Raw genomic sequence first — 26,728 nt, forward strand, 5'->3', positions numbered from 1 at the left:
CGCCGGCGCCCGGAGGCTGTCATGTCACTCAACGATGCCCTGCAGGCGCACAAGGCCATCCTGTGCGAGGCGTTGGCGGCGGACGATCGCGAGCGCCTCGCCGGGCTGCTGCCGGAGCTGCGCTCGGCGGATATCGCCGAGATCCTCGAGGCGATCCTCGAGGAGGACGGCGAGGCGCCGCTGGCCCTGGAGCTGCTCGGCCGGCTGCCCCTGGAGCGCCAGGCGAGCGTGCTGGGTCATCTGCCCGGGGATGCCCAGCGAGTGCTCGCCGAGGCGTTCAGCGACGAGCGGCTGCTGCCGATCCTCGAGGAGATGGGCTCGGACGAGCGCGCCGACCTCTTCAACCTGCTCGACGAGGATCGCCGCCAGGCGCTGCTGCGGCGCATGGCGCGGCGCGAGCGCGAGGAGCTGATCCGCCTGGCGAGCTATGCGGAGGGCACCGCCGGGGCGATCATGACCGCCGACTACGTGGCCATCCCCAGCGGCATGACGGTCTCCCAGGCGATGATGCGGGTGCGCCAGACGGCGCCCGACGCCGAGACGGTCTACCAGCTCTACATCGTCGACGGCCAGGGCCGCCTGGCCGGCACCCTGTCGCTGCGCCAGCTGATGGTGGCGCGCCCGGGAGCCCAGGTCGACGACATCATGATCAAGGACGTGATCAGCATTCCGGTGGACGCGGCCCAGGAGGAGGTCGCCCGGGTCGTGGCCCGCTACGACCTGCTGGCGCTGCCGGTGGTGGATGACGCCTCGCGCCTGGTGGGCATCGTCACCCACGACGACGCCCTGGACGTGGTGGAGTCCGAGGCCACCGAGGATATCCACAAGGGGATGTCCATCGGCACCCTGGAGGATGGCGTCAGCCGGGTGCCGCTGTGGAGCCTCTATCGCAAGCGGGTGACCTGGCTGGTGCTGCTGGTGTTCGCCAACCTCTTCTCCGGCGCCGGGATCGCCTACTTCGAGGAGACCATCGCCGCCCAGGTGGCGCTGGTGTTCTTCCTGCCGCTGCTGATCGGCAGCGGCGGCAACGCCGGGGCCCAGGCCGCCACCCTGATGGTGCGAGGCATGGCCACCGGCGACGTTGGGGTCAGGGACTGGGGCAAGCTGCTGGGGCGTGAGCTGCTGGTGGCGGGCTCCCTGGGGCTGACCATGGCGGTGGCGGTGGCGCCCATCGGGGTGATGCGCGGCGGCGAGGCGGTGGCCCTGGTGGTGGCCATGAGCATGGTCACCATCGTGCTGTTCGGCAGCCTGCTGGGGATGTGCCTGCCCTTCCTGCTCGACCGCCTGGGCTGGGACCCGGCCACCGCCTCGGCGCCGCTGGTGACCACCCTGATCGATGCCTCGGGGGTGTTGATCTACTTCGGCATCGCCTCGGCGCTGCTGGCCGGGGGGTAAGGCCCGACCCGAGGCGGGGCGGACAGCGAGGGCGCGGGCGTGTATCCTCTGCGCGTCGTGGCGACCGCGGGTCGCGGTTGCCCCCCTTTCATCGACGGAACCCACCATGGACTGGCTACAGGTCGTCATTCTCTCCATCGTCCAGGGCCTCACCGAGTTCCTACCCATCTCCAGCTCCGCCCACCTGATCCTGGTGCCGGTGCTGACCGACTGGCAGGACCAGGGGCTGGCCTTCGACGTGGCCCTGCATCTCGGCAGCCTCTCGGCGGTGGTGATCTACTTCCGCGGCGAGCTCGTACGCATGGCGCGAAGCTGGCTGGGCTCCCTGGCCGGTGGTGGCGTGGATGGCGACGCGCGCCTGGCCTGGTGGGTGATCCTGGCGACGCTCCCGGTCTGCGTGGTGGGCCTGGCCTTCCATGACGCCATCTCGGTGGGCATGCGCTCGCCGGTGATCATCGCCTTCGGCCTGATCGTCTTCGGCCTGGCGCTGGCCTGGGCCGACTGGGGCCATCGCGGCAGCCGCGACGAATACCAGCTCACCCTGCGCGATGCCCTGGTCATCGGGCTGGCCCAGGCGCTGGCGCTGATCCCCGGCACCTCGCGCTCCGGCATCACCATCACCGCGGCGCTGCTGGTGGGGATGAGCCGCGAGGGGGCGGCGCGCTTCTCCTTCCTGCTGTCGATCCCGGTGATCGTGCTGGCCGGGGGCATGGAGACCCTGGGACTGATCCGCGAGGCGGCCGAGGTGGAGTGGTTCACCCTGACGGTGGGAACCTTGCTCTCCGGCATCAGTGCCTATCTGTGCATTCACTTCTTCCTGGCCTTCATCAAGCGGGTCGGCATGCAGCCCTTCGTGCTCTACCGGCTGCTGCTCGGGGCCTGGCTGCTGTGGCTATTCTGGTAACCTGTGGGTCCCGCCCCCTACCCGTGAGGACAGGCGTCACCATGCGACGATTCCGGCTCCTACTGCCCCTCTTCCTGCTGCTGGCGCTTGCCGCCTGCTCCGAGCGTGACCGGCCGCTGGAGTCGCCGGTGCGCTTCGAGGGGGGCATCTTCGGCAGCTTCTACCAGGTCACCGTCGTCGATCCGCTGACCCAGGGCGAGGCGAACGCCCTGGAGGAGGGGATCCTTGCCGAGCTCGAGGCGGTGGATGCGCAGATGTCGCTCTACCGGGAGGACTCGGAGCTCGCCGACTTCAACCGTGCCCCCCTGGAGGCGTGGCAGCCGCTCTCCGACCCCCTGACCGAGGTGCTGGGCATCGCCCTGGGGGTGGCCGAGGCCAGCGGCGGCGCCTTCGATGTCACCGTGGGCGGGCTGGTCAACCTGTGGAGCTTCGGCGCCGAGGCGCGCCCCGAGCGGGTGCCCGCCGAGGAGGCGCTGGCCGCGCGGCTGGCCCATGTCGGCATGGACGCCCTGGAGCTGAGGCCCGAGGCCCGGGAGGCGCGTCGCCTGCGCGATGTCACCGTCGACCTGGGTGGGGTGGCCAAGGGCTACGCCACCGATCGCGTGGCCGCCTTCCTCGAGGCCCAGGGCATCGAGCACTTCCTGGTCAACCTGGGCGGCGACCTGCTGGCCCGGGGCTACCGGGATGGCGAGGCGGAGCCCTGGCGCATCGGCATCGAGGCGCCGCTGCAGGATCGGCGGGAGGCCCAGGTGGTGCTGCCGCTCCACGACATCTCGGTGGCCACCTCCGGGGACTACCGCAACTTCTTCATGGAGGAGGGGCGGCGCTACTCGCACACCCTCGACCCGCGCAGCGGCCAGCCGATCACCCATCGTCTGGCCTCGGTGAGCGTCTTCCACCCCGCCAACGCCTGGGCCGACGCCTGGGCCACGGCGCTGACGGTGCTGGGCGAGGAGGCCGGCATGGTGCTGGCCGAGGCGCAGGGGCTGGCGGTGCTGATGAGCGTGCGCGAGCGGGAGGGCTGGCGCACCCTGGCGAGCCCGGCCTTCGTCGAACGCTTCGGCGAGGCGTCCCTCGATGACCGGGACGCGAACAACGCAACTCAGGAGTGAAGGATGACGCTTGATGTGGTGATACTGGCGGCCGGGCAGGGCACCCGGATGCGCTCGACCCTGCCCAAGGTGCTGCACCGCCTGGCCGGCAAGCCGATGGTGCGCCATGTGCTGGATACCGCTGAGGGGCTCGAGGCCGAGCGCACCCATGTGGTGGTCGGGCACGGCGCCGATAAGGTTCGCGAGGCGCTGGCCGACAGCCGGGTGCACTTCGCGCTGCAGGCCGAGCAGAAGGGCACCGGCCATGCCGTGGCCCAGACCCTCGATGGCCTCGGCAACGGCCGCGTGCTGGTGCTCTACGGTGACGTGCCGCTGATCCGCCGGGAGACCCTGGCGCGCCTGCTGGACGGGGTCGATGACGACCACCTGGGTCTGCTCACCGTGACCCTCGACGATCCCGGCGGCTATGGGCGCATCCTGCGCGACGCCGAGGGCAAGGCGGTGGCCATCGTCGAGCACAAGGATGCCAGCGAGAGCGAGCGTGCGGTGCGCGAGTGCAACACCGGCATCATGGCGATGACCGCCGACCAGCTGCGCCGCTGGCTGCCGCGGCTCTCCGCCGACAATGCCCAGGGCGAGTACTACCTCACCGATATCATCGCCATGGCCGCCGCCGAGGGGGTCGAGATCGTCACCGCCCAGCCGCAGGACCCGCTGGAGGTGGAGGGGGTCAACAACCGGGCGCAGATGGCGCGCCTCGAGCGCGCCTACCAGCGCGCCATCGCCGAGACGCTGATGGCCGAGGGCGTGGCCCTGGCCGACCCGACCCGGCTCGACGTGCGCGGCACCCTGCGCTGCGGCCACGACGTGGAGATCGACGTGGGCTGCGTCTTCGAGGGCGAGGTGGCGCTGGGCGAGGGAGTGCGCATCGGCCCCCACTGCGTGATCCGCGACAGCCATATCGGCGCCGAGAGCGTGATCGAACCCCACAGCGTGATCGAGGGGGCGGTGATCGCCGGGCGCAGCACCATCGGCCCCTTCGCCCGCCTGCGCCCCGGCTCGCGCTTGGCGGTGGGCGCCAAGGTGGGCAACTTCGTCGAGACCAAGAACGTCGAGGTGGGCGAGGGCAGCAAGATCAACCACCTGAGCTATGTGGGCGATGCCCGCCTGGGGCGCGGGGTCAACGTCGGCGCCGGCACCATCACCTGCAACTACGACGGCGCCAACAAGCACCGCACCGAGATCGGCGACGACGCCTTCATCGGCTCCAACAGCGCCCTGGTGGCGCCGGTGAGCATCGGCCGCGGCGCCACCGTGGGGGCCGGCTCCACCATCGGCAAGGATGTCGCCGACAACGCCCTGGCGGTGACCCGCGCCCGCCAGGTGAGCAAGGCCGACTGGCCGCGGCCGCGCAAGCAGGACGACTGAGGCGCGCAGGCAGGACGACCGAAGCGCAAGCAGGACGACTTAGGAGAGCAGCACATGTGTGGAATCGTCGGAGCCGTTGCCGAGCGCAACGTGGAAGCCATCCTGCTGGAGGGACTCAAGCGCCTGGAGTACCGCGGCTATGACTCCGCCGGCATGGCGGTGCTGGCCGCGGACGGCACCCTGCAGCGCCGCCGCGCGGTGGGCAAGGTGGCGGCCCTGGCCGAGCGCCTGGTGGAGGCGCCGCTTTCCGGGCGCTGCGGCATCGCCCACACCCGCTGGGCGACCCACGGCCGGCCCAGCGAGGTCAACGCCCACCCCCACCAGTCCGGCGAGCGCCTGGCGGTGGTCCACAACGGCATCATCGAGAACCACGAGCCGCTGCGTCGTGACCTCGAGGCCGACGGCTACCGCTTCGACTCCGAGACCGACACCGAGGTGGTGGCCCACCTGGTGGCCCGGGAGAGCGAGGCGGCGGGCGACCTGCTCGACGCGGTACGGCGCACCCTGGCCCGCCTCGACGGCGCCTATGCGCTGGGCGTGGTGAGCGCCGACGCGCCCGACGTCATCGTCGGCGCCCGCAAGGGCAGCCCGCTGGTGGTGGGCGTGGGCATCGGCGAGGCCTTCCTGGGCTCCGATCCCCTGGCGCTGCTGCAGGTCACCGACCGCTTCATCTACCTGGAGGAGGGCGACGTGGTGCGCCTCTCCGCGGGCGGGCGCATCGAGGTGTTCGACGCCGCGGGGACACCGGTGGAGCGCGAGGTGCAGACCTTCGAGCATGGCGACGGCGCTGCCAGCCGCGGCGACTATCGCCACTTCATGCTCAAGGAGATCCATGAGCAGCCGGCGGTGATCGCCGCCTGCCTGGAGGGTCGCCTGGGCGAGCGCTCGGCGCTGGTGGAGAGCTTCGGTCCCGACGCCGAGGCGCTCTTCTCCCGGGTCCGCCAGGTGCACATCGTCGCCTGCGGCACCAGCTACCACGCCGGCATGGTGGCCCGCTACTGGCTGGAGCGCTTCGCCGGGGTGCCGGTGCAGGTGGAGGTGGCCTCGGAGTACCGCTACCGCCGGGTGGTGGTGCCCGAGGACACCCTCTTCGTCACCCTCTCCCAGTCCGGCGAGACCGCCGACACCCTGGCGGCGCTGCGCTTCGCCCGGGAGCGCGGCTACCTTGCCAGCCTGGCGATCTGCAACGTGCCGGGGAGCTCCCTGGTGCGCGAGTCGGACCTCTCGCTGATGACCCAGGCGGGACCGGAGATCGGCGTGGCCTCCACCAAGGCCTTCACCACCCAGCTCACCGCCCTGATGCTGTTCACCCTGGCCCTGGGCCGCCTCAAGGGGCTGGACGCGGGCGTGCAGGGCGAGCTGGTGGCGGCGCTGCGCGGTCTGCCGCGGCTGATGGAGGGGGTGCTGGCGCTCGACGGCGAGATCGAGGCGCTCTCCACCGCCTTCGCCGAGAAGCACCACGCCCTCTTCCTGGGCCGCGGGGCCCACTTCCCCATCGCCCTGGAGGGGGCGCTCAAGCTCAAGGAGATCTCCTACATCCACGCCGAGGCCTACCCGGCGGGAGAGCTGAAGCACGGCCCCCTGGCGCTGGTGGATGCCGAGATGCCGGTGATCTCGGTGGCCCCCAACGATGAGCTGCTCGACAAGCTCAAGTCCAACCTCCAGGAGGTGCGGGCCCGCGGCGGCGAGCTCTTCGTGTTCGCCGACGAGGAGGTGGGGATGAACGAGGAAGAGTATGTGCACGTGCTCCGTCTGCCCAGGGTGCACGAGGCCCTGGCGCCGATCCTCTACACCCTGCCGCTGCAGCTGCTCAGCTACCACGTGGCGGTGCTCAAGGGCACCGACGTGGACCAGCCGCGCAACCTGGCCAAGAGCGTGACGGTGGAGTGACGCCTCCCGCCGAGCCGCCGATCCATCTGGGGCTGCCGATGTGGGCCAACCCCGACTGGCGCGGCGGCCTCTATCCCCCGCACGGCGGCGGCCTCGAGGAGTACGCCCGGGTGTACTCCGCGGTGGAGGGCAACACCACCTTCTACAGCGGGGCACCCAAGGCCGAGACTGTGGCGGCCTGGTCCCGCCAGGCGCCGCCGGGCTTTCGCTTCTGCTTCAAGCTGCCCGCCGCCCTGACCCACGACAGGCGCCTGGTCGGGATCGAGGCCGAGCTCGACGCCTTCCTCGCGGCGCTGGCCCCACTGCACGATCGCCTGGGGCCGCTGATGGTGCAGCTGCCCCGCGACTTCGGTGCCGAGGAGCTCCCCCGGCTGGAAGCGCTGCTGAGTCGTTGGCCGACAGGCATTCCTTGCGCGGTGGAGGTACGCCACAGCGAATTTTTCCACAAGGGGAGGGCGGAGCGCGATCTCAACAGGTTGTTGATAACTCATGGCGTGGATCGCGTGATGCTCGACGTGCGGCCGCTCTTCGCCACCTCGGCGGGCGATCATCCCGGCCTGCGCCAGGCCCAGCGCGAGAAGCCGAGACGCCCATTACACGTGCTTTCCACGGCGGATCGGCCACTGGTGCGCTTCATCGGGCACCTGGACGGCGAGATCAACGCGCGCTGCTTCGCCCCCTGGATCGAGCGTCTCTCCCTGTGGATAAAACAGGGGAAAACCCCTTACCTGATGGTGCATACACCGGACAACCGGCGGGCCCCGGAGCTGGCGCGACGCCTGCATGGGCGGCTGGCGGAGCGGCTGGCGCTGCCTGCCTTGCCGCCCTTCCCCGGCGAGGCCCAGGCCAGCCTGTTCGGGGGCTGAGCGTGTTCGCCCCATCGCTGAGCCAGGTCAACCAGATCGGACTGGCCATCGAGCGTTTGATCGGATAGTTTTATGGGCCGGAGCGCCCTTACCCCTGGATTCTGACTGGATATGACGCCTAACCTGCGTCGATCTTGCGATAATCCTGCGTTCCCGCACCCTGCGCTCGACGGCTACCCGCCGGCGGTCGCGGGGTGCAGCGGCAGCGATCCTGCCCGGATCCTGTCATGCTCTGGATGGCGCCCTGCGACCCACGGCGCCCTGGACGTGGCAATGACAAGCACAAGCCGCCACCGTGCCGGACCGGCCGCTGGCGACACGACCAAAACAGGGTGATACATGTCGAAACTCTCCCACGCTCAGTGGTCATCGAAGATGGCCTTCATCCTGGCAGCCACCGGTTCGGCGGTGGGGCTGGGCAATATCTGGCGCTTCTCCTACATGGTGGGTGACAGCGGGGGCGCGGCCTTCGTGCTCGTCTACCTCGCCTGCGTGGCCCTGGTGGGCCTGCCGATCCTGGTCGCCGAGTGGCTGATCGGCCGCCGTGGCCAGGAGAACCCGATCAACTCCATGCTGGACCTGGCCCGCCAGAGCGGTCGCCTGCCGGCCTGGGCGCTGGTCGGCGCCAGTGGCGTGCTCGCCGCCTTCCTGATCCTCTCCTTCTACAGTGTCATCGGCGGCTGGTCGCTCTCCTATACCCTGGGCTCGGTGACCGGTCAGTTCACCGGCCAGGATGCCGACGGCATCGGCGCCCTGTTCAGTGGCCTGCTGGCCAACCCCACCGCCCTGACCCTGTGGCACACCGCCTTCATGGCGCTGGTGATCTTCATCGTCGCCCGCGGCGTCACCAAGGGCCTCGAGGGCGCCGTGCGCACCCTGATGCCGGCGCTGGTGATCCTGATGGTGATCCTGGTGATCTACGGCATGACCACCGGACACTTCGGCGAGGCCATGGCCTTCATGTTCAGCCCGGACTGGAGCGCCATCAACGGCGAGGTGGTGCTGGCCGCCATGGGCCAGGCGTTCTTCACGCTGTCGCTGGGCATGGGCATCATGATGGCCTACGGCTCCTACCTGGGCCAGGACGTCAGCCTGATCGGCACCGCCCGTACCGTGATCATCTTCGATACCGTCATCGCGCTGCTGGCCGGCATGGCAATCTTCCCCATTGTCTTCGCCAACGGCCTGAGCCCGGGCGAGGGGCCGGGGCTGATCTTCGTCACCCTGCCGCTGGCCTTCGGCAACATGACCGGCGGCACCATCCTCGGCCTGATGTTCTTCCTGCTGCTCACCTTCGCCGCCCTGACCTCGGCGATCTCGCTGCTGGAGCCGACGGTGGAGCTGCTCGAGGAGCGCACCCCGCTCTCCCGCGTGGCCGCCACCCTGGTGGCCGGCGTGGCGGTCTGGGTGCTGGGCATCGCCGCGCTGATGTCGTTCAACGTCTGGAGCGAGCTGTCCATCGCCGGACTGAACATCTTCGACTTCCTGGACACCCTGACCAGCAAGTTCATGCTGCCGCTCACCGGCCTGGGGGCGATCCTGTTCGTGGCCTGGCGCCTGGATCGTGACGGCGTGCTGGGCGAGCTTGGCCTCACCGGTGCCCAGGCCCAGCTGTGGCAGGTGGTCGCCCGGGTGGTGGCGCCGATCGGCGTGATCGCGGTCTTCGTCTACGGCCTCGTCTAGCCCGCCGCCGGAATACCCGGGCCAAGAAGCCCCCGACGAGCCCCGCAATCGCGGGGCTCGTCGCGTCTAGGGTCGGGGAAGGGGTCAGTGCATGGCGTCGTCCACCAGCTCCTCCTCGGGCAGCTCGGCGATGTCCCGAGACAGCCGCTGGAACTCCTGGTGGAGCTCGATGCCGCGGCGGGCGCGCAGGTGGCGCTGGGCGGCGGTACGAGTGCGCTGTTCGTGCTCCTGGACCTCCATGCTCATGAAGATGTCGAGGAGTTCGCTCTTGAGGGAGGTTAACCGTTCGCTCTTCTGCATGATCGACTCTCCTTGGACGCTACGCGACACTACCTTTCCTACTATACCGCACTTGACAGAATCATGACGGTGTGAGCGTTTTTCCACAACGCTACGCCAACGCTTGGGTGCCGACGCTGCCCACCGCGCCCCGCCTTCGGGCATACTGTAGGCGGATACCCAGATCGGCCGTCGCCGGCCAGCCAAGGAGGCCCACGTGAGTCGTGCCCTGTTCGATGAGATGAGACGCCGCATGGAGCACTTCCGCCGCTCCGAGCAGAAGGTGGCGCGTTTCGTGCTGCGCAACCCCGAGGAGGTTATCCACATGCGCATCGTCGACCTGGCCACCGAGGCCAAGGTCAGCGAGCCCACCGTGGTGCGCTTCTGTCGGGCGCTGGGCTGCAACGGCTTCCAGGACTTCAAGCTGCGCCTGGCCCAGATGCTGGCCTCCGGCAGCCAGTTTGCCCAGTTCTCCATGAACGACAGCGACTCGGTGGCGGAATTCTCCCACAGCATCTTCGACTCCACCGTGGGCACCCTGCTCTCGGTGCGCGATCGCCTCGACAACGAGGCGCTGAGCAAGGCGATCAACGCCCTGGCCATGGCCAACCGCGTGGAGTTCTATGGCTTCGGCGCCTCCGGGGCGGTGGCCTTCGACGCCCAGCACAAGTTCTTCCGCCTGCAGATCTCCACCGCCGCCTACGCCGACCCGCATATGCAGAACATGTCGGCGGTGACCCTCAAGGAGGGCGACGTGGTGGTGGCCATCTCCCAGACCGGTCGCACCCGGGCGCTGGTGGCCAGCGTGCGCCTGGCCCGGGAGGCCGGCGCCACGGTGATCGGGCTCTGCCCCAGCGGCTCGCCGCTGGCCGAGGAGGTGACCCTGCCGCTCTACATCGATGTCCACGAGGACACCGAGATCTACACCCCCATGAGCTCGCGCATCGCCCACCTGGTGCTGGTCGACGTGCTCGCCGTGGGCGTGGCCAAGACCCGCGGCCCCAAGCTCGCCGAGCAGCTCAAGGCGGTGAAGAAGAGCCTCAACCCGCTGCGCTTCCCGGAGCAGGAAGGGAAGCTCTAGAACAAGGGGCGCCGGGGACAAGCCGAAGAGGAGGTCCTACGCCAGGGGTGAGGAGCACCGCTCCGAACGGGCGGGCCATGGATGGCCCGCACCGGCCCTGCAAGCGGCGCAGGATGCGAGAGCGCCGCAGGGCGACGGTAGCGCCCAGGGAGGGGTTCACAGCGCCTCCTCGCAGGCTTGTCGACGGATCAGCCCCGGCTCTGAATGGGCCAGTATGCTAAGCTGTTCGCCCATTTTCCGAGCAGCGATGCCCTCCCCATGGACGACGTCACGGCGATCCTCGACCACCTGAATGCCGCCCAGCGCGAGGCGGTCAGCGCCCCCCAGGGCAACATGCTGGTGCTGGCCGGGGCCGGCTCCGGCAAGACCCGGGTGCTGGTCCACCGCATCGCCTGGCTGATGCAGGCCGAGGGGCTCTCGCCCTACGCCGTGCTCGCCGTCACCTTCACCAACAAGGCGGCCCGCGAGATGCGCACCCGCCTGGAGGCGCTGCTGGGCCTCTCGCTGCGCCACGTCTGGGTGGGCACCTTCCACTCCATCGCCCATCGCCTGCTGCGCACCCATTGGCAGGATGCCCGCCTGCCCCAGCACTTCCAGATCATCGACGCCGACGACCAGCTGCGCCTGGTCAAGCGCCTGATCAAGGAGAACGACGTCGACGACGAGCGCTTCCCGCCGCGCCAGGTGCAGTCGTTCATCTCCGGCTGCAAGGAGGAGGGGCTGCGGCCCCACCAGGTGGACGTCCACGGCGACGCCTACCTTGGCCAGATGGTCGAGCTCTACGAGCGTTACCAGCTCACCTGCGAGCGCGGCGGCCTGGTGGACTTCGGCGAGCTGCTGCTCAGGAGCCTCGAGCTGCTGCGCGACAACCCCGCCCTGCTGGCCCACTACCAGGAGCGCTTCGCCCATGTGCTGGTGGACGAGTTCCAGGACACCAACACCCTGCAGTACGCCTGGCTCAAGCTGCTCACCGGCATGACCACGCCGATGACCGTGGTGGGTGACGACGACCAGTCGATCTACGGCTGGCGCGGCGCCCGGGTCGAGAACATCCGCCGCTTCGAGCGCGAGTTCTCCGCCACCAGGACGGTGCGCCTGGAGCAGAACTACCGCTCCACCAGCGCCATCCTCGAGGCCGCCAACGCCCTGATCCGCCACAACGCCGAGCGCATGGGCAAGGAGCTGTGGACCGCCGGCGAGCGCGGCGAGCCGATCTCGGTATACTCGGGCTTCAACGACCTCGATGAGGCGCGCTTCATCGTCGACACCCTGCGCGAGCGGGTCGAGGATGGCGTCCGGCGCCGTGACATCGCCATCCTCTACCGCTCCAACGCCCAGTCCCGGGTGATCGAGGAGACCCTGATCCGTCAGGGGGTGCCCTACCGCATCTACGGCGGCCACCGCTTCTACGAGCGCCTGGAGATCAAGAACGCCCTGGCCTACCTGCGCCTGCTGCTCAACCGCGACGACGACGCCTCCCTGGAGCGGGTGATCAATGTTCCGGCCCGCGGCATCGGCACCCGCACCGTGGAGCAGCTGCGCGGCCGCGCCCGCGAGCAAGGCGTCTCGCTGTGGCAGGCGCTCCACGACGGCGTCCGGGAGGGCACCCTCAAGGGCCGCGCCGCCACCGCCCTGCAGGCCTTCGCCGACCTGATCGATGCCCTGGACAACGACACCGCCGGGCTCGCCCTGCACGAGATCATCGACCACGTCATCGAGCGCACCGGGCTGGTGGAGCACCATCGCAACGAGCGCGGCGAGAAGGGCCAGGCGCGGGTCGAGAACCTCGAGGAGCTGGTCACCGCGGCGAAGGCCTTCACCCAGGGCGAGTCCTTCGACCCGCCCGAGGCCGGCGAGGGCGCGGTGGCACTCGAGGCCTTCCTCTCCGAGGCGGCGCTCAACGCCGGCGAGCACGAGGCCTATGAGTTCGAGGACAGCGTGCAGTTGATGACCCTGCACTCCGCCAAGGGGCTGGAGTTCCCGGTGGTGTTCATCGCCGGGGTGGAGGAGGGGCTCTTCCCCCACCGCATGTCGGCGGAGGAGCCCGGACGCCTCGAGGAGGAGCGCCGGCTCTGCTATGTCGGCCTGACCCGGGCGATGCACAAGCTCTACCTGACCCATGCCGAGATCCGGCGCCTGCACGGCAAGGAGAGCTTCCAGCGCCCCTCGCGCTTCCTGCGCGAGATCCCCGAGGAGTTCCTGGAGGAGGTGCGCCTGCGTGGCCAGATCAGCCGGCCGGTCACCGCCTCGCGCCCCGCCGGGCTGCGCCAGCAGGCGGTCGAGGGCGGCGACGACCTGCCCTCGCTCTCCCTGGGGCAGCGGGTCAGCCATCCGGTGTTCGGCGAGGGGGTGATCCTCAACGCCGAGGGCGAGGGGGCCCGGGCGCGGGTGCAGGTCAGCTTCGAGGGCGAGGGCGACAAGTGGCTGGTGCTGGGCTTCGCCAAGCTGACCCCGCTGTGAGCGGCGCTGCCGTTGACCTTGACGTCAACGGCAGTCACTTGGCGCCTTGGGCGCCTTGACGCATACTGCCAGGCGGACACCGCCGTGCCTGGCGCGCGGCGCCCTCATAATAATCCGCACGGAGCCATGCCCGCATGCAACGCCGCAACTTCATCAAGACCCTGGGTGCCGGCGCCGCCGGCGTCGTCGCCGCCCCCTTCGTCTCCACCGCCAAGGCCCAGGAGACCATCACCTGGAACATGGTCACCTCCTGGCCCAAGAACTTCCCGGCGCTGGGCACCGGCGCCAACCACCTGGCCGAGCTGATCGAGACCCTCTCCGGCGGGCGCATGCGCGTGCGCGTGCACGGTGCCGGCGAGCTGGTGCCGCCGCTGGAGGTGTTCGACGCCGTGGGCGCCGGCACCGCCGAGATGGGCCACTCCGCCTCCTGGTATGGATTGACCCGTCAAGGGGTCGGTTGGCTTTACTACATGTGATTGTCCTCAATGCCTACGGCTCAGGAAGCGAGGGGCTATCAGCGACGGTGGATCTCTCTGGTATTCGTGGGTTGGGTACCGACCTGTCATCACTTCGTCGCGGAGCTACCCTGGTCTACAAGCGAGGGTCACCCCACCCCGGAGGGCGGAGGCCTCATAGGAGGGTCAGGGGTTCTCCCACCGGCCCGACGCTCCCTGAGCCGTAGGCACTGGGACGCCAAGATCATGCGGCGGCTCGGCTGCCATGCGGTTTGCCCATGGCCTCGCAGGCAATCGCCCACAGGAAGCCGGCCAATTCCCGTGCCACCGCGGTGGTGACCTGCTGCTTGACCTTGCCCGTGGCGGCGAGGCGCCGGTAACGTCCACACAGGCGCTTCTGCGCTTCCCAGGCGATCGCCTGCACCGTTGACGAGGTCTTCTCGGCTCGCTGCTCGATAATGCGTGTCTTGCGGGCCGGGAAGCGGTAGCTCCAGGCGGCTTCCACCAACACGCGTCGCACATGGCCATTGCCGGTCTTGGTGATACCGCCCTGCCGCCGGCTACCACCGCTCGAGTGCTCGCTGGGCACCAGACCCAGGTAAGCCATCAACTGGCGTGGTGAGTCAAAGCGCGTGATATCACCGAGCTCCGCCAGCACCGTCATCGCGGTGATCAGGCTGACGCCACGCATCGCCTGAACCGACTCGACCACTGGCGCCAGTGACCAGGCGGGCAAGGCGGCTTTCATCTGCTTCTCCAGACCGGCCACCCGACGCTGGGCCTCCTTCACATGATCCACATACTCTTGCAGCACGATCTGCTGAACCGGGGTGTCGAAGCGAACCGTTTCCTCCAGCCAGCGAAAGTATGCCGGCCCCCATTTGCTCTTGCCGGGATAGATCTTGCTGTGTCGTAACAGAAAGGCGTTGAGTCGCTGTCGAGCTCGGAGTTCGCCCGCCTTCATGTCCTCCCGAGCGCGGGTCAGGTCACGAATCGCCTCTTGTTCCGGCGTGGGCACCCACACCGGGGTCAGCTCACCGGAGCGCGATAGTCGGGCCAGCATCTGCGCATCTCGCCGATCGGTCTTGATGCGGTCCCCGGCACGCTGGGGAATCAGGGTCGGAGCGACAACCTCGCAGTCATGGCCGTTGGCCTGGACCTGGTGATAAATCCCATAACCACAGGGGCCGGCCTCGTAACTGAACAGCAGGGGCTGCCCAGCGAAGCGCTCGCTCAGCTGGCGAACCAGCTTGTCGATGGCCTTGGGTTCGTTGGGAATCTCACCGCGGAACTCGGGCGCCTGGCGCCCGGTCTCGGCGATGGCCACCGAGATGCTGACCTTGTGCACGTCCAGGCCAATATAAGCGGCATGGACGTAGCCGGCGGCGCTGACACGCTGGGCAACGGCCCGCTCGACAACAGCTTGCTGAGTTGCGTTAGACTGTTTCATGACCTGCCTCCCTCAATAGTGGCTCTGCATTTTGGTCCCTACCTCAACGTAACCCACGACGTTGAGGAGGGGCAGGTCAATCCATGATGTCTACTACTGGCGCGGCAAGGTGGCCGCGTCGCAGTTCTTCACCGCCGTGCCCTTCGGCATGAACACCCAGGAGACCAACGCCTGGCTCTACCATGGCGGCGGCCAGGAGCTGTGGGACGAGGTCTACGCCCCCCACAACCTCAAGCCCTTCCCGGTGGGCAATACCACCACCCAGCCCGGCGGCTGGTTCAAGAGGGAGATCAACTCCCTGGAGGACCTGCAGGGTCTCAAGCTGCGCCTGCCGGGCCTGGCCGGCGAGGCGATGAACCGCATCGGCGTCACCACCGTCAATATGCCGGGCTCGGAGATCTTCACCTCCATGCAGACCGGCGTGCTCGACGCCGCCGACTGGGTCAGCCCCTACAACGACCTGGCCTTCGGCCTGCATCAGGTGGCCGACTACTACTACACCTCGGCCTGGAACGAGCCCAGCGCCATCCTCGAGGGTACGGTCAACCTGGATGCCTGGAACGCCCTGCCGGACGACCTCAAGGCCGTGGTCACCCAGGCGGCGCGGGCGGCCAACCTGGCGATGATCAGCGAGTTCACCTACCGCAACGCCCAGGCCCTGGAGACCCTGGTCGAGGAGCATGGGGTCGAGCTGCGCACCTTCCCCGAGGACGTGATGAAGGCGCTCTACGAGGCCTCCCAGGAGGTCATCGCCGAGCAGGTGGAGCGCGACCCGGAGTCGAAGAAGGTCTACGACTCCTACGTCGCCTTCCAGAAGCTGGTGCGTCCCTCCAACGACGCCGGCGAGTTCGCCTACCTCAAGGCGCGCGAGGCCGTGGGGGCCTGATTCCCGCGCTCCCCGCCACGCAACGAGGGCGCCGCTTGGCGCCCTCGTTGCATCCGGGGGAACGCCTGGCCTACTCCGCGGGGTGAACGGCGCGGATGCGCCCCTTGTCGTCCATGGCCACCATCACGAAGCGCGCCTCGGTGACCTTGTGCAGCTCGCCCGGGTGGCGCTCCTGGGGCTGGCGGATCCACACCTCGACATCGATGCGCAGCGAGCTGTGGCCGACCTCCACCAGGCGGGTGAAGATGTTGACCATGGCGCCCACCCGCACCGGGCAGAGGAAGTCCATGGCCTCGATGGCCACGGTGGCGGTGCGTCCCCGGGCCTCGCGCCCGGCGGCCAGCTCGGCGGCCTGGTCCATATGGGCGACCAGCCAGCCGCCGGCGATGTCGCCGTGAAGGTTGGTGTCCTGGCGGCTGGCCAGCAGCTTGAGGGTCAGCTCGCCGCGCGGGCGGGGGCTGTCGTCGAGGTCTGTCATGAAGGTGTCATCATCCTGGCTTGTTATTGGGGGCGAGACCGCGGCCCATGGTAAACCCGGGAGGGGCCGCCCTCCAGCCCGAGGGTGGCGTATCATGGGCCTCGAACGGTACGGGATGGAGACGCAACGGTGAGGATCGGCAAGGGCGTGACCCGGCGTGGCCGGGTGCTGCTGCTGGGCATGATGCTGGCGCTGGCGGCGGCCCGGCTGCCGGCGGACGAGGTGGTGGGCACCCTGGACGCGGTAGGCTCCGACACCCTGGCGGGGCTGATGCTGCGCTGGGGGGAGCGGCTCGCCGAGCGTCATCCCGGGGTACGCCTGCAGCTCCAGGCCAGCGGGTCGGCCAGCGCCCCCGCGGCGCTCACCGCCGGCACCACGCTGCTGGGGCCGATGTCGCGGCCGATGAGCGCCGCCGAGCGCGAGGCCTTCGTCGCGCGACACGGCTACCCGCCGGTGGAGCTGGAGATCGCCCGGGATGCCCTGGCCGTGATCGTGCATCGCCACAACCCCCTGGCGACCCTCAGCCGCCGCGAGCTCGACGCCATCTTCTCCGAGTCGCGCCGCTGCGGTGCCGAGCGCCCCATCGAGCGCTGGAGCCAGCTCGGGGTGACGCTGCCCGGGGACCGCATCGTGCTGCACGGCCGCAACGTCGCCTCCGGCACCCATGACCTCTTCCGGCTGCGGGCGCTGTGCGGTGGCAGCTACCGGGTGCGCCTCAACGAGCACCCGGGCTCGGCAGCGGTGGTGGCCGCGGTCGCCGCGGAGCCCTCGGCCATCGGCTTCGCCGGGCTCAACCACCTGACCGCCGGGGTCAAGGCGCTGCGTCGCCGCGATGCCGGCGGCGAGGCGGCCGCGCCGACCCCCGCGGCGGTGCGTGACGGCAGCTACTCGCTGTCGCGCTCCCTCTATCTCTACGTGCACCTGCCCCCCGGCGGGACCCTGCCGGCCCCGGAGCGCGCCTTCCTCGAGCTGGTGTTCTCGCCGGCGGGCCAGGCGGTGGTCGAGGCACAGGGCTTCGTGACCCTCGCGCCGGCGCGCCTGGCCGAGCAGCGGGCCTGGCTGGCCGCGCTGCCGACGGCGGAGTGAGCTGTCACCTCATTGTCATGCCAGTGTCGTAATGTGATGGTCTACCCCTCTCCCTCCAGCCCGTGAGTGGCCATGACTGACCCACGCCAACTGCGACGCCGCCGTCTCCGCGACCGCCTGGCGACCCTGCTGATCACCGCAGGGGGCGTCGGCGTGGTGGTCTCGGTGCTGGCCATCGGCGTCTTCCTGGCCTGGGAGGTGGTGCCGCTGTTCCTGGGCGACGGTGCCCTGGCGCCCGCCGAGCTGTGGCAGCCCCAGCCGGTGGAGGGGTACGCCGAGCCCCAGCACCGCTGGCGCCCCGAACCCCTCGTCGCCGGGGATGCGGTGCACTACGGCATGGCGCCGCTGGCCTGGGGCACTCTCAAGGCGGCGCTCTGGGCGCTGCTCTTCGCGGTGCCCCTGGCGCTCGGCGCCGCCATCCACTCCGCGCTCTACATGCCGCGGCGGCTGCGTGCCCGCCTCAAGCCGACCCTCGAGCTGATGGAGGCCCTGCCGGGGGTGGTGATCGGCTTCGTCGCCGGCCTGGTGCTGGCGCCCTGGGTGGAGCGTCATCTCGCCGGCGCCCTGGCCTTGGTGGTGACCCTGCCGCTGGGCGCGGTGGCTGCCGGCGGGCTCCGGGCGCTGCTGCCCGCCTTCCTGCGCGCGCGGCTCTCCCCGGGCTGGGCGGGGCTGTGGCTCGCGCCCTGGCTGCTGCTGGTGGGGAGCCTGACCCTGTGGCTGGCCCCCGCCCTCGAGGCGGGCCTGCCGGGGGGCGACCTGCGCGGCTGGCTCGAGGCGACCTGGGGGCTGGATGTCGCCTCGCGCAACGCCCTGATCGTCGGCCTGGCCATGGGCTTCGCGGTGGTTCCGGGCATCTACGCCCTGGCCGAGGATGCGCTCTCCGGCGTGCCCGCGAGCCTCGGCGAGGGCGCCCTGGCGCTGGGTGCCACCCGCTGGCAGACGCTGTGGCGGGTGGTGCTGCCGGCGGCCGGGCCCGGGATCTTCAGCGCGGTGATGATCGGCGCCGGCCGGGCGGTGGGCGAGACCATGATCGTGCTGATGGCCAGCGGCAACACGGCGCTGATGAGCCTGAGCCCCCTGGAGGGGCTGCGCTCGCTGTCGGCCACCATCGCCATCGAGCTGCCCGAGGCCGCCGTCGGCGCGACCCATTACCGCCTGCTGTTCCTGGCGGCGCTGCTGCTGTTCGCCTTCACCTTCCTGGTCAACACGCTGGCGGAGGTGGTGCGTACCCGGCTGCGGCGCCGCTATCGCCGCCTGGAGGGCAGCGCATGAGGCCCTTCCTGACCCGCCGTCGCGGCGAGGGCCCCTGGCCCTGGCTCGCCGCCGGCAGCGTGGCGCTGTCGCTCTCGATGCTGGCGGGGCTGCTACTGCTGCTGGCGGTGGGCGGCCTGGGCCACTTCTGGCCCGCCGAGGTGAGCGAGGTCACCCCCCGGGAGGGGGCGCCCTTCGCCGGCATCCCGGTGCGCGAGGAGCGGGTGGTGGGCAGCGAGCGCCGGGAGCGACTCTACTTCACCGGCAACCTCGACCTCGATGGCGAGCGCTGGCGCTGGATACCCCTGGACGCCATCGCGGCGCTGGAGGCGCCCCCCGAGCTGGTGGTGCTGGAGCGCCGCCGCTGGGGGGACTTCCTGGGCCACCTGGTGGCGCTGGAGGATGGCGGACGGCGCCACGCCGGCGCCGCCGCCTGGCCGGCGCTCGAGGAGCGCCTGGCAACCCTCGAGACCCTGCGCGACGAGCGCGACCACCTGCGTGACGCCGTGGTGGCGCCCCTGGTGCGTCGCCTGGAGCAGGGGGGCGACCCCGCGGCTGCCGCCGAGCTGGCGCGGGCCAACGCGCGGATCCGCGAGCTCCAGACGGCCATGCAGGGCGCCACCCTGGTGCTCGAGAGCGTCGACGGCCGGCGCCTCGAGCAGCCGCTCGCCGAGGTGCTGCGCGCCTGGCGCCCCAACGCCATGTCGCCGCCGCAGAAGCTCGCCGCCTGGGGCCGGGGCGTGTGGCGCTTCCTCTCCGAGGGGCCGCGGGCCGCCAACAGCGCCGGCGGCGTGTGGCCGGCGATCTTCGGTACCGTGATGATGGTGCTGCTGATGTCGGTGGTGGTCACCCCCTTCGGGGTGCTGGCCGGCATCTACCTCAACGAGGTGGCGCGCCAGGGGCCCTTCACCCGCCTGGTGCGCATCGGGGTGCGCAACCTCGCCGGGGTGCCCTCCATCGTCTACGGGGTGTTCGGGCTGGGGGTCTTCGTGCATGGCATCGGTGGCTCGCTGGATGCCTGGTTCTTCGCCGATTCGCTGCCGTCGCCCACCTTCGGCACCGGCGGCCTGCTGTGGGCCTCGCTGACCCTGGCCCTGCTGACCCTGCCGGTGGTGATCGTGGCCACCGAGGAGGGGCTGGCCCGGGTGCCCGAGCACCAGCGCGAGGGGGCCCTGGCGCTGGGTGCCACGCGCATGGAGATGCTCACCCGGGTGGTGCTGCCGATGACCGTGCCGGCCATGCTCACCGGGCTGATCCTGGCCGTGGCGCGGGCCGCCGGCGAGGTGGCCCCGCTGATGCTGGTGGGGGTGGCCAAGCTGGCGCCCCAGGTGCCGGTGGACGGCGAATTCCCCTTCCTGCATCTTGAACGCAAGTTCATGCATCTGGGCTACCACATCTACGACACCGCCTTCCATGGCGATGACGTCCAGGCCGCGATGCCGTTGGTCTACGCCACGGCGCTGCTGCTGGTGCTGGTGATCCTGGTGCTTAACCTGACTGCAATATTCCTGCGCCATCATCTCAGGGCGCGTCATGGGGTGGCGTCGCGCGCCTAGCGCCGGCCACCGGGAGAGAGCCTTGGAGTCCGTCTTCACCTCGTCGCCCGCCACGGCGGGCGGCCCGATCATCGACTTCGCCGCCGACGAGAGCTGCCTGGCGATCGAGGGGCTGAGCCTCGCCTACGGTGAGACCCCGGCGCTGCGCGATCTCACCCTGCGGGTGCCCCGGCATCGGGTGACGGCCTTCATCGGTCCCTCGGGCTGCGGCAAGTCGACCCTGCTGCGCGCCCTCAACCGGCTCCACGACCTCAACGAGGAGGTGGTGCGCCGCGGCGAGATCCGCCTGGAGGGGCAGGATATCCATGCCCCCGAGGTGGACGTGGCCGAGCTGCGCCGGCGGGTGGGCATGGTGTTCCAGGCGCCCAACCCCTTCCCGATGTCGATCTACGACAACGTCGCCTTCGGGCTGCGCCTGCAGGGTGGCCTGCGCAAGCGCCGCATCGACGACACCGTGGAGTGGGCGCTGCAGTCGGCGGCGCTGTGGGAGGAGGTCAAGGATCGACTGAGGGCCTCGGCCTGGACCCTCTCCGGCGGCCAGCAGCAGCGCCTGGTGATCGCCCGCACCCTGGCGGTGGGGCCCGAGGTGCTGCTGCTCGACGAGCCGGCCTCGGCGCTGGACCCGATCTCGACGCTGAAGATCGAGGAGCTGATCCGCAACCTCAAGTCGCGGCTCAGCCTGGTGCTCGTCACCCACAACATGCAGCAGGCGGCGCGGGTCTCCGACTACACCGCCTTCCTGCAGCGGGGCGAACTGGTGGAGTACGGCCCCACCCAGACCCTGTTCACCAACCCGCGCCTCGCGCGTACCGAGAACTACATCACCGGGCGCATGACCTGAGCGGTCCGGCCCCAAGGAGAGTCCCATGGACATCAGCAGCGATATCCACAGCCAGCACATCTCGCGGCAGTTCAACCAGGAGCTCGAGGAGCTCAAGACCCACCTGATGGCGATGGGGGGCCTGGTGGAGAAGCAGGTCCAGGACGCCGTGGCCGCCCTGCTCGAGGGCGACTCGGCGCTGGGCCGCCAGGTGGTCGACAACGACCGCGCGGTCAACGACATGCAGATCAAGATCGACGAGGAGTGCACCCAGGTGCTGGCGCGTCGCCAGCCCACCGCCTCCGACCTGCGCCTTGTGCTGGCGGTGATCCGTGCCGCCTCTGACCTGGAGCGCATCGGCGACGAGGCGAGCAAGATCGCCCGCAACGCCTGCGAGCTGATCGATTGCGACAACGGCAGCCGCGGTTTCGTCGAGGTGCGCATGATCAGCGAGCACGTGCGCCGCATGGTGCGCGACGCCCTCACCTCCTTCGCCCGCTTCGATACCGAGCTGGCGCTTAAGCTGGTGCATGAGGACGAGGAGGTCGACAACGAGTACCAGAGCGCCATGCGCTCGCTGATGACCTTCATGATGGAGGACGCCCGCTCGATCTCGCCGGTGCTCAGCCTGATGTGGATCCTGCGTGCCCTGGAACGCATCGGCGACCACGCCAACAACCTGGCCGAGTACGTGGTCTACCTGGTCAAGGGCATGGACATCCGCCACACCGATCCGGACGACCTCGACGCCGAGGCGATCGCCCGCAAGGGTTGACCGCGGCGAGCGATTGATCGTCAATGTGGCCGGCCACCGCCTCCCGCGGTGGCCGGCCTGTTTCGTTTCCGCCTGTCGCAAGGACACACCATGCTCGATGCCTTCACGGCCCTGGCCCGGGGGACCCGCCTGGTCTACGGTGCCGGCCTGCGCCGCTATGTCTTCGTTCCCATCGCCATCAACCTGCTGGTCTATGCCGCCATGCTCGGCTATGTGCTGGCCAACTTCGGCGGCTGGCTGGACCACTGGATGGGCATGGTGCCCGGCTGGCTCGCCTGGCTGGAGTGGCTGATCTGGCCGCTGTTCGTGCTCAGCCTGGTGCTGGCGGTGTTCTTCACCTTCACCCTGGTGACCCACCTGATCGCTGCGCCCTTCTACGGCTTCCTGGCCGAGAAGGTGGAGATCGCCGCCACCGGCCGTCCCCCCCTGGACGACCGTGGCCTGGCGAAGACGGCGGTGGACGCCCTGGGGCGCGAGATGGTCAAGCTCGCCTACATCCTGCCGCGCATGGCGGCGCTGTTCGTGATCAGCTGGATCCCGGTGGTCAACCTGATCGCTCCGCTGCTGTGGGCGCTGTTCTCGGCGTGGATGATGGCGATCACCTACCTCGACTACCCCATGGACAACAACAGGGTGAGCTTCGCCGACATGCGCCGGCGGCTGAAGGCGCGCTGGTGGCCGACGCTCACCTACGGCGGCGGGGTGACCCTGATCACCTGGATCCCGCTGGCCAACCTCTTCCTGCTGCCCGGGGCGGTGGCCGCCGGGGTGCTGATGTGGGACGGCCACTACCGGAACCTGCCGGCAAGGCGCTGACTCGCCTCAGCCGGCCGTGGCCTCGGTGAGGCGCGCGGCCGGGAAGAGACCGCGGAAGGTGGCGCCCTGGCGGGGGCGGGAGTCGATCTCGAGCCTGGCGTCGTGGCGCAGCAGCACGTGCTTGACGATGGCCAGCCCCAGGCCGGTGCCGCCGGTGGCGGCGCTGCGCCCCTTGTCGACTCGGTAGAAGCGCTCGGTGAGGCGCGGGAGGTGCACCGGGTCGATGCCCTCGCCGTCGTCGATCACCTCCAGGCAGGCGCCGTGGTCCGCGGCGGGGCGCCAGCTCAGGGTGATATGGCTGCCCTCGGGGGTGTAGCGCACGGCGTTGAAGGCGAGGTTGGAGAGGGCGCTGCGGATCTCCTGCTCGCTGCCCACCAGCGCGCGGGGCTCCCTGAGCTCCACCGCGATGACATGGCGACCGCCGGAGAGGGCCTCGGCGTCGCGCCGCACCGCCTCCAGCAGCGCCGCCATGTCCAGGGCAGCATGGTCGGCGCCGCCGCGGTCGATCTCCAGCCGCGAGAGCAGCAGCAGGTCCGCCACCAGGTTCTGCATGCGGGTGGTCTGCTCCTGCATGCTGGCCAGGCCCCGGGCGAGGCGTGGCGGCATCAGCTCGGCCTGGTCGGCGTAGGTCTCCAGGTAGCCCGACAGCACGGTGAGCGGGGTGCGCAGCTCGTGGGAGACGTTGGCCACGAAGTCGCGGCGCATCTGCTCCAGGCGGTGCAGGCGGGTGATGTCGCGGGCCATCAGCAGCCGCTCGTCGTCGCCGTAGAGGGTGATCTGGAACTGCAGCACCCTGCGCTCGTCGATGGGCGAGGCCAGGGTGAGAGGCTCGCGGTAGTCGCGGCGATGGAAGTAGTCGACGAAGCGCGGGTCGCGCAGCAGGTTGGTGATGTGGTGGCCGCGGTCCAGCGCCGGCTTGAGGCCCAGCATCTGTTCCGCGGCGCTGTTCCACCACTCCAGGTCGCCGTGGCGGTCGAGCATCACCACGCTGTCGCGCATCGCCTCGGAGGACTCCTGGATGCGCCGCAGGGTGTCGAGCAGGCGCTTCTGGGTCAGGCGCTGCCCCTTCTGGTAGCGGTAGAGGCGATCCATCAGGTCGCCCCACAGCCCGGCGGCGGCCGGCGGCTCGGACTGGCTGTCGTGGGTGATCCAGCGGTGCAGGGCGCGCAGCTGGTAGAGGTGGTAGCCGAGGCAGAGCGCCAGCCCCAGGGCCAGGCCGGCGCCGGGGGCGCCCAGCGGCCAGCCGGTCAGCAGGCCCAGGCCGGCCAGCAGGACCAGGCGCCACAGCTCCCGTCGCCAGAGCCTCACGTCAGCCCTTGGCGGAGAACCGGTAGCCGGTGCCGCGCACCGTCTGGACCAGGTGCTGGTGGCGCTCGCCCAGCGCCTTGCGCAGGCGGCGGATATGCACGTCGACGGTGCGCTCCTCGACGTAGACGTTGCCGCCCCACACCTGGTCCAGCAGCTGGCTGCGGGTGTAGGCGCGCTCCTGGTGGGTCATGAAGAACTGCAGCAGGCGGTACTCGGTGGGCCCCATCTCCAGCCCCCGGCCGTCGGCGCTGACCCGATGGCTGACCGGGTCGAGCACCAGCCCCTCGACCTCCACCGGGTCCTCGACGCCGCGCGGGGTGGTCCGGCGCAGCACCGCCTTGAGCCGGGCCACCAGCTCGCGGGGGGAGAAGGGCTTGGTGATGTAGTCGTCGGCGCCGGCCTCGAGCCCCTGGATCTTGTTGTCCTCCTCGCCCTTGGCGGTGAGCAGGATGATCGGCAGCTCGGCGGTGGTCTCCTCGCGCTTGAGGCGGCGCGCCAGCTCGATGCCGCTGGTGCCGGGCATCATCCAGTCGAGCAGCAGCAGGTCGGGCTGGTGATCCACCACCATGGCGTGGGCGGTCTGGGCGTTGTCCGCCTCGAGCACGCGATAGTCGGCCATCTCCAGCGCCACCGCGATCATCTCGCGGATCGGCGCCTCATCATCGACGATCAGTACGGTCTTGGCGGTCATCCGGTAGCCTCGGGTCCAGGGCAATTCGATGACGATCTCACCACGCCATTATGACACTGGCGTGACAGGGGCGCTCGGCCACAGGCTCAGGGCGACGCCGGCGAACACCAGCAGGCCCGACCAGTAGTTATTGAGGAAGGCGCGGAAGCAGGGCTCGCGCTCGCGCTCGCGGATCAGGTGGTGCTGCCACACGAAGGTGGCGGCCATGCCGGCCAGACCCAGCCAGAAGAAGCCGCCCAGCGCCAGGCGGGTGCCGGCCCAGGCCAGCAGCGCCAGGGTGACCAGCTGCAGCAGGCCGATCATGAAACGGTCGGCACCGCCGAACAGCACCGCGGTGGACTTGATGCCGATCTTGAGGTCGTCGTCGCGGTCGACCATGGCGTACTCGGTGTCGTAGGCCACGGTCCAGGTGACGTTGGCGGCGAACAGCAGCCACGCCTCCAGGGGCACCCGGCCCAGCACGGCGCCGAAGGCCATGGGGATGGCCCAGGAGAAGGCGGCGCCGAGGAACAGCTGGGGCAGGTGGGTGTAGCGCTTCATGAAGGGGTAGATGAAGGCCAGGATCACCCCGCCGATGGAGAGCAGCACCGTGAACAGGTTGGTGAACAGCACCAGCACGAAGGCCGCCGCCACCAGCAGGGCGAACAGCACCTGGGCCTCGCCCTCGCTGATGCGCCCGGTGGCCAGCGGCCGGTCCCGGGTGCGCTTGACGTGGCCGTCGAGGTGGCGGTCGGCGTAGTCGTTGACCACGCAGCCGGCGGCCCGCATCAGGTAGACCCCGCCCAGGAAGATCAGCAGCAGGCGGCGTTCCGGCAGGCCCTGGGCGGCCACCCACAGCGCCCACAGGGTGGGCCACATCAGCAGCCAGGTGCCGATGGGGCGGTCGAGGCGCGTCAGGCGCAGGAAGTCGGGGAGCCGGGCCAGGCCCGTGGGGCGCATCAGGGTGCGGTCCATCTCTACCTCGCGGCGGGTGTGGGGTGGGGGATGCGCGGACGGGACGGTGCCGGCGCCCCTGGGCATCGGGAACCCCAGAGCCTAGCGCGAAGGCAGGCCGAGGTCATCCGTCATGGCGTCGAGGAACCACTCCTGCACCAGCACCCGGAAGCCGCCGTGGCGGAACACCGAGCGGCGCCCCCAGGGCCCGCGGGCGGGGTGGAAGCCGGCGGGGTCCTCGGTCGCCTCGATCGCGCCGCGCTCGAGGTCGGGCTGGCGGAACAGCCAGGCCCCCAGGGAGCGCTCGCCGAGGCGCTCGAGCTCGTGGTCGGGCAGCCCCTCCAGCGGCGCCACCGAGCGCGCCGCCACCCAGGGGGCCTCCCCCAGGCAGAGCGCCACCTCGCGCAGCCACGCCTGGCGCCCCGGCGGCAGCCCCAGCGCCTGGGCCTCGTCGCGGCGCGGGGTGGCGATGCGCTGGTCGAGCAGCTGCACCCGGAAGGGACGCGGCCGCCCCGCCTCGGTGAGGCGCAGGGTGAGGGAGTCCCGCGCGCCGACCCAGCGTCGCCAGGCGGGACTCATGGCGGGATAGGCGGCGGCAAGCGGCCGCCAGCGCGGCGGGGCGGAGGGGTGAGGGGCTGACACCGTGGACTCCCTGTCCATCCTGAGGGGCGCCTAGTGTACCATGCGCCCCATTCCCTTCCCGACGAGGAGTCCCATGAGCGCTGCGCCCCTGACCATCCTCGGCAGCGGCATGGCGGGCCTCGGCCTGCTGCGCCAGCTGCGCGCCCTCGACGCCGAGCGACCGGTGACCCTGATCACCGCGGACGGCGGCGACGACTACTCGAAGCCCCTGCTCTCCACCGGCTTCGCCAAGGGCCTGGCGCCCGAGCGGCTGGCGGCCCGCGACGCCCTGGCGGTGGCCGACTCCCTCGACGCCGTGGTGCGCACCCATACCCGAGTCGAGGCTATCGACCCCGAGCGCCGCACCCTGCGCATCGGCGAGGAGCGGCTGCCCTTCGGGGAGCTGGTGCTGGCCACCGGGGCGGCGCCGGTAGCGCCCTTCGCGGTGCCCGAGGCGCTGGCCGGCCGGGTGATGGCGGTCAACGACCTCGACGACTACCGCGCCTTCCACGCCGCCGTGGCGGCCCTGGGGCGGCCGGCGCGGGTGGCGATCATCGGCGCCGG

The 26,728-nt window shown here is 70.3% G+C and carries 23 protein-coding genes and 2 pseudogenes; 18 read left to right on the forward strand and 7 right to left on the reverse strand.

Annotated elements, in window-relative coordinates:
• Positions 1 to 21 precede the first annotated feature (21 nt).
• The 7 genes from mgtE to Q673_RS29905 all read left to right on the forward strand — a co-directional run bounded on the left by mgtE (position 22) and on the right by Q673_RS29905 (position 9,218).
• Positions 22 to 1,395: a magnesium transporter gene (gene mgtE / locus Q673_RS29875; protein ID WP_023006409.1), complete on the forward strand. Its 1,374-nt coding sequence runs from the start codon at positions 22 to 24 to the stop codon at positions 1,393 to 1,395.
• 106 nt (positions 1,396 to 1,501) lie between these two features.
• Positions 1,502 to 2,299 (forward strand): undecaprenyl-diphosphate phosphatase, encoded by a 798-nt coding sequence (locus Q673_RS29880; protein ID WP_023006410.1) that lies wholly within the window; start codon positions 1,502 to 1,504, stop codon positions 2,297 to 2,299.
• 41 nt (positions 2,300 to 2,340) lie between these two features.
• On the forward strand, positions 2,341 to 3,411 hold the full coding sequence (locus Q673_RS29885; RefSeq protein ID WP_023006411.1) for an FAD:protein FMN transferase: 1,071 nt from the start codon (positions 2,341 to 2,343) through the stop codon (positions 3,409 to 3,411).
• Between the two features lie 3 nt (positions 3,412 to 3,414).
• Entirely contained in the window at positions 3,415 to 4,779 is a 1,365-nt protein-coding gene (gene glmU / locus Q673_RS29890) for a bifunctional UDP-N-acetylglucosamine diphosphorylase/glucosamine-1-phosphate N-acetyltransferase GlmU (protein WP_023006412.1), read from the forward strand.
• A gap of 54 nt (positions 4,780 to 4,833) precedes the next feature.
• Complete coding sequence (gene glmS, locus Q673_RS29895) at positions 4,834 to 6,669, forward strand: glutamine--fructose-6-phosphate transaminase (isomerizing) (RefSeq protein WP_023006413.1); 1,836 nt, start codon at positions 4,834 to 4,836, stop codon at positions 6,667 to 6,669.
• A gap of 38 nt (positions 6,670 to 6,707) precedes the next feature.
• The gene (locus Q673_RS29900) at positions 6,708 to 7,535 is read left to right on the forward strand and encodes a DUF72 domain-containing protein (RefSeq protein WP_031218324.1); all 828 of its coding nucleotides are present in this window, start codon (positions 6,708 to 6,710) and stop codon (positions 7,533 to 7,535) included.
• Between the two features lie 339 nt (positions 7,536 to 7,874).
• Positions 7,875 to 9,218, forward strand: a complete 1,344-nt coding sequence (locus Q673_RS29905; RefSeq protein ID WP_031218325.1) for a sodium-dependent transporter — start codon at positions 7,875 to 7,877, stop codon at positions 9,216 to 9,218.
• An 84-nt stretch (positions 9,219 to 9,302) separates the two neighbouring features.
• On the opposite strand, the gene Q673_RS29910 is transcribed toward Q673_RS29905, so the two are convergent.
• Positions 9,303 to 9,518: a PA3496 family putative envelope integrity protein gene (locus Q673_RS29910; protein WP_023006416.1), complete on the reverse strand. Its 216-nt coding sequence runs from the start codon at positions 9,516 to 9,518 to the stop codon at positions 9,303 to 9,305.
• Between the two features lie 196 nt (positions 9,519 to 9,714).
• Here Q673_RS29910 and hexR point away from each other — a divergent pair, with 196 nt between their 5' ends.
• From hexR to Q673_RS29925, 3 genes and pseudogenes are all read left to right on the forward strand, one after another.
• On the forward strand, positions 9,715 to 10,578 hold the full coding sequence (gene hexR / locus Q673_RS29915; RefSeq protein ID WP_023006417.1) for a transcriptional regulator HexR: 864 nt from the start codon (positions 9,715 to 9,717) through the stop codon (positions 10,576 to 10,578).
• 258 nt (positions 10,579 to 10,836) lie between these two features.
• Entirely contained in the window at positions 10,837 to 13,038 is a 2,202-nt protein-coding gene (gene uvrD / locus Q673_RS29920) for a DNA helicase II (RefSeq protein WP_031218326.1), read from the forward strand.
• Positions 13,039 to 13,172: 134 nt separating this feature from the next.
• Positions 13,173 to 13,472 (forward strand): annotated as a pseudogene (locus tag Q673_RS29925) (twin-arginine translocation signal domain-containing protein); the annotation flags it as partial.
• Between the two features lie 265 nt (positions 13,473 to 13,737).
• Here the strand turns inward: Q673_RS29925 and Q673_RS29930 are convergent.
• Positions 13,738 to 14,943: an IS110 family transposase gene (locus Q673_RS29930; RefSeq protein WP_031218327.1), complete on the reverse strand. Its 1,206-nt coding sequence runs from the start codon at positions 14,941 to 14,943 to the stop codon at positions 13,738 to 13,740.
• 91 nt (positions 14,944 to 15,034) lie between these two features.
• On the opposite strand from Q673_RS29930, the pseudogene Q673_RS29935 reads away from it, so the two are divergent.
• Positions 15,035 to 15,829: pseudogene (locus Q673_RS29935) on the forward strand (TRAP transporter substrate-binding protein); the annotation flags it as partial.
• A 70-nt stretch (positions 15,830 to 15,899) separates the two neighbouring features.
• Here the strand turns inward: Q673_RS29935 and Q673_RS29940 are convergent.
• Positions 15,900 to 16,307, reverse strand: a complete 408-nt coding sequence (locus Q673_RS29940) for an acyl-CoA thioesterase (RefSeq protein WP_023006422.1) — start codon at positions 16,305 to 16,307, stop codon at positions 15,900 to 15,902.
• Positions 16,308 to 16,436: 129 nt separating this feature from the next.
• Here Q673_RS29940 and Q673_RS29945 point away from each other — a divergent pair, with 129 nt between their 5' ends.
• The 6 genes from Q673_RS29945 to cysZ all read left to right on the forward strand — a co-directional run bounded on the left by Q673_RS29945 (position 16,437) and on the right by cysZ (position 22,611).
• Positions 16,437 to 17,393 (forward strand): PstS family phosphate ABC transporter substrate-binding protein, encoded by a 957-nt coding sequence (locus Q673_RS29945; RefSeq protein WP_023006423.1) that lies wholly within the window; start codon positions 16,437 to 16,439, stop codon positions 17,391 to 17,393.
• A 72-nt stretch (positions 17,394 to 17,465) separates the two neighbouring features.
• Positions 17,466 to 18,665 carry an ABC transporter permease subunit gene (locus Q673_RS29950; RefSeq protein ID WP_023006424.1) on the forward strand — a complete coding sequence of 400 codons (1,200 nt, stop codon included), beginning with the start codon at positions 17,466 to 17,468 and terminating at the stop codon, positions 18,663 to 18,665.
• Positions 18,662 to 20,200, forward strand: coding sequence for a phosphate ABC transporter permease PstA (pstA, locus tag Q673_RS29955; RefSeq protein ID WP_023006425.1), 1,539 nt, complete (start codon positions 18,662 to 18,664; stop codon positions 20,198 to 20,200). The genes Q673_RS29950 and pstA overlap by 4 nt, the downstream gene beginning before the upstream one ends.
• A 67-nt stretch (positions 20,201 to 20,267) precedes the next feature.
• Positions 20,268 to 21,041 carry a phosphate ABC transporter ATP-binding protein PstB gene (gene pstB, locus Q673_RS29960; protein ID WP_235048520.1) on the forward strand — a complete coding sequence of 258 codons (774 nt, stop codon included), beginning with the start codon at positions 20,268 to 20,270 and terminating at the stop codon, positions 21,039 to 21,041.
• A 25-nt stretch (positions 21,042 to 21,066) separates the two neighbouring features.
• Positions 21,067 to 21,795: a phosphate signaling complex protein PhoU gene (gene phoU / locus Q673_RS29965; RefSeq protein ID WP_023006427.1), complete on the forward strand. Its 729-nt coding sequence runs from the start codon at positions 21,067 to 21,069 to the stop codon at positions 21,793 to 21,795.
• A gap of 90 nt (positions 21,796 to 21,885) precedes the next feature.
• Positions 21,886 to 22,611: a sulfate transporter CysZ gene (cysZ, locus tag Q673_RS29970; protein ID WP_023006428.1), complete on the forward strand. Its 726-nt coding sequence runs from the start codon at positions 21,886 to 21,888 to the stop codon at positions 22,609 to 22,611.
• Positions 22,612 to 22,617: 6 nt separating this feature from the next.
• On the opposite strand, the gene phoR is transcribed toward cysZ, so the two are convergent.
• The 4 genes from phoR to Q673_RS29990 all read right to left on the reverse strand — a co-directional run bounded on the left by phoR (position 22,618) and on the right by Q673_RS29990 (position 26,203).
• Positions 22,618 to 23,919, reverse strand: a complete 1,302-nt coding sequence (gene phoR, locus Q673_RS29975; protein WP_023006429.1) for a phosphate regulon sensor histidine kinase PhoR — start codon at positions 23,917 to 23,919, stop codon at positions 22,618 to 22,620.
• Position 23,920: 1 nt separating this feature from the next.
• Positions 23,921 to 24,610: a phosphate regulon transcriptional regulator PhoB gene (phoB, locus tag Q673_RS29980; protein ID WP_023006430.1), complete on the reverse strand. Its 690-nt coding sequence runs from the start codon at positions 24,608 to 24,610 to the stop codon at positions 23,921 to 23,923.
• A gap of 48 nt (positions 24,611 to 24,658) precedes the next feature.
• Positions 24,659 to 25,564, reverse strand: coding sequence for a 4-hydroxybenzoate octaprenyltransferase (gene ubiA, locus Q673_RS29985; protein ID WP_023006431.1), 906 nt, complete (start codon positions 25,562 to 25,564; stop codon positions 24,659 to 24,661).
• A gap of 81 nt (positions 25,565 to 25,645) precedes the next feature.
• Entirely contained in the window at positions 25,646 to 26,203 is a 558-nt protein-coding gene (locus Q673_RS29990) for a chorismate lyase (protein WP_052004242.1), read from the reverse strand.
• A 55-nt stretch (positions 26,204 to 26,258) separates the two neighbouring features.
• Here Q673_RS29990 and Q673_RS29995 point away from each other — a divergent pair.
• On the forward strand, positions 26,259 to 26,728 hold a 470-nt coding region (locus tag Q673_RS29995), incomplete at its 3' end, for an FAD-dependent oxidoreductase (protein ID WP_023006433.1).

It is taken from the genome of Halomonas sp. PBN3 (assembly GCF_000475415.1).
GTDB classification, from domain to species: Bacteria; Pseudomonadota; Gammaproteobacteria; order Pseudomonadales; family Halomonadaceae; genus Halomonas; species Halomonas shengliensis.

Excerpts from the sequence above, each read along its gene's own strand:
- mgtE (WP_023006409.1), top strand. The coding sequence starts at position 22 with ATGTCACTCAACGATGCCCTGCAGGCGCACAAGGCCATCCTGTGCGAG.
- glmU (WP_023006412.1), top strand. The coding sequence starts at position 3,415 with ATGACGCTTGATGTGGTGATACTGGCGGCCGGGCAGGGCACCCGGATG.
- phoU (WP_023006427.1), top strand. The coding sequence starts at position 21,067 with ATGGACATCAGCAGCGATATCCACAGCCAGCACATCTCGCGGCAGTTC.
- Q673_RS29905 (WP_031218325.1), top strand. The coding sequence starts at position 7,875 with ATGTCGAAACTCTCCCACGCTCAGTGGTCATCGAAGATGGCCTTCATC.
- Q673_RS29950 (WP_023006424.1), top strand. The coding sequence starts at position 17,466 with ATGACTGACCCACGCCAACTGCGACGCCGCCGTCTCCGCGACCGCCTG.
- Q673_RS29910 (WP_023006416.1), bottom strand. The coding sequence starts at position 9,518 with ATGCAGAAGAGCGAACGGTTAACCTCCCTCAAGAGCGAACTCCTCGAC.
- glmS (WP_023006413.1), top strand. The coding sequence starts at position 4,834 with ATGTGTGGAATCGTCGGAGCCGTTGCCGAGCGCAACGTGGAAGCCATC.
- Q673_RS29940 (WP_023006422.1), bottom strand. The coding sequence starts at position 16,307 with ATGACAGACCTCGACGACAGCCCCCGCCCGCGCGGCGAGCTGACCCTC.
- Q673_RS29880 (WP_023006410.1), top strand. The coding sequence starts at position 1,502 with ATGGACTGGCTACAGGTCGTCATTCTCTCCATCGTCCAGGGCCTCACC.
- cysZ (WP_023006428.1), top strand. The coding sequence starts at position 21,886 with ATGCTCGATGCCTTCACGGCCCTGGCCCGGGGGACCCGCCTGGTCTAC.
- phoB (WP_023006430.1), bottom strand. The coding sequence starts at position 24,610 with ATGACCGCCAAGACCGTACTGATCGTCGATGATGAGGCGCCGATCCGC.
- Q673_RS29930 (WP_031218327.1), bottom strand. The coding sequence starts at position 14,943 with ATGAAACAGTCTAACGCAACTCAGCAAGCTGTTGTCGAGCGGGCCGTT.
- Q673_RS29990 (WP_052004242.1), bottom strand. The coding sequence starts at position 26,203 with ATGGACAGGGAGTCCACGGTGTCAGCCCCTCACCCCTCCGCCCCGCCG.
- pstA (WP_023006425.1), top strand. The coding sequence starts at position 18,662 with ATGAGGCCCTTCCTGACCCGCCGTCGCGGCGAGGGCCCCTGGCCCTGG.
- Q673_RS29900 (WP_031218324.1), top strand. The coding sequence starts at position 6,708 with ATGTGGGCCAACCCCGACTGGCGCGGCGGCCTCTATCCCCCGCACGGC.
- uvrD (WP_031218326.1), top strand. The coding sequence starts at position 10,837 with ATGGACGACGTCACGGCGATCCTCGACCACCTGAATGCCGCCCAGCGC.
- ubiA (WP_023006431.1), bottom strand. The coding sequence starts at position 25,564 with ATGGACCGCACCCTGATGCGCCCCACGGGCCTGGCCCGGCTCCCCGAC.
- Q673_RS29885 (WP_023006411.1), top strand. The coding sequence starts at position 2,341 with ATGCGACGATTCCGGCTCCTACTGCCCCTCTTCCTGCTGCTGGCGCTT.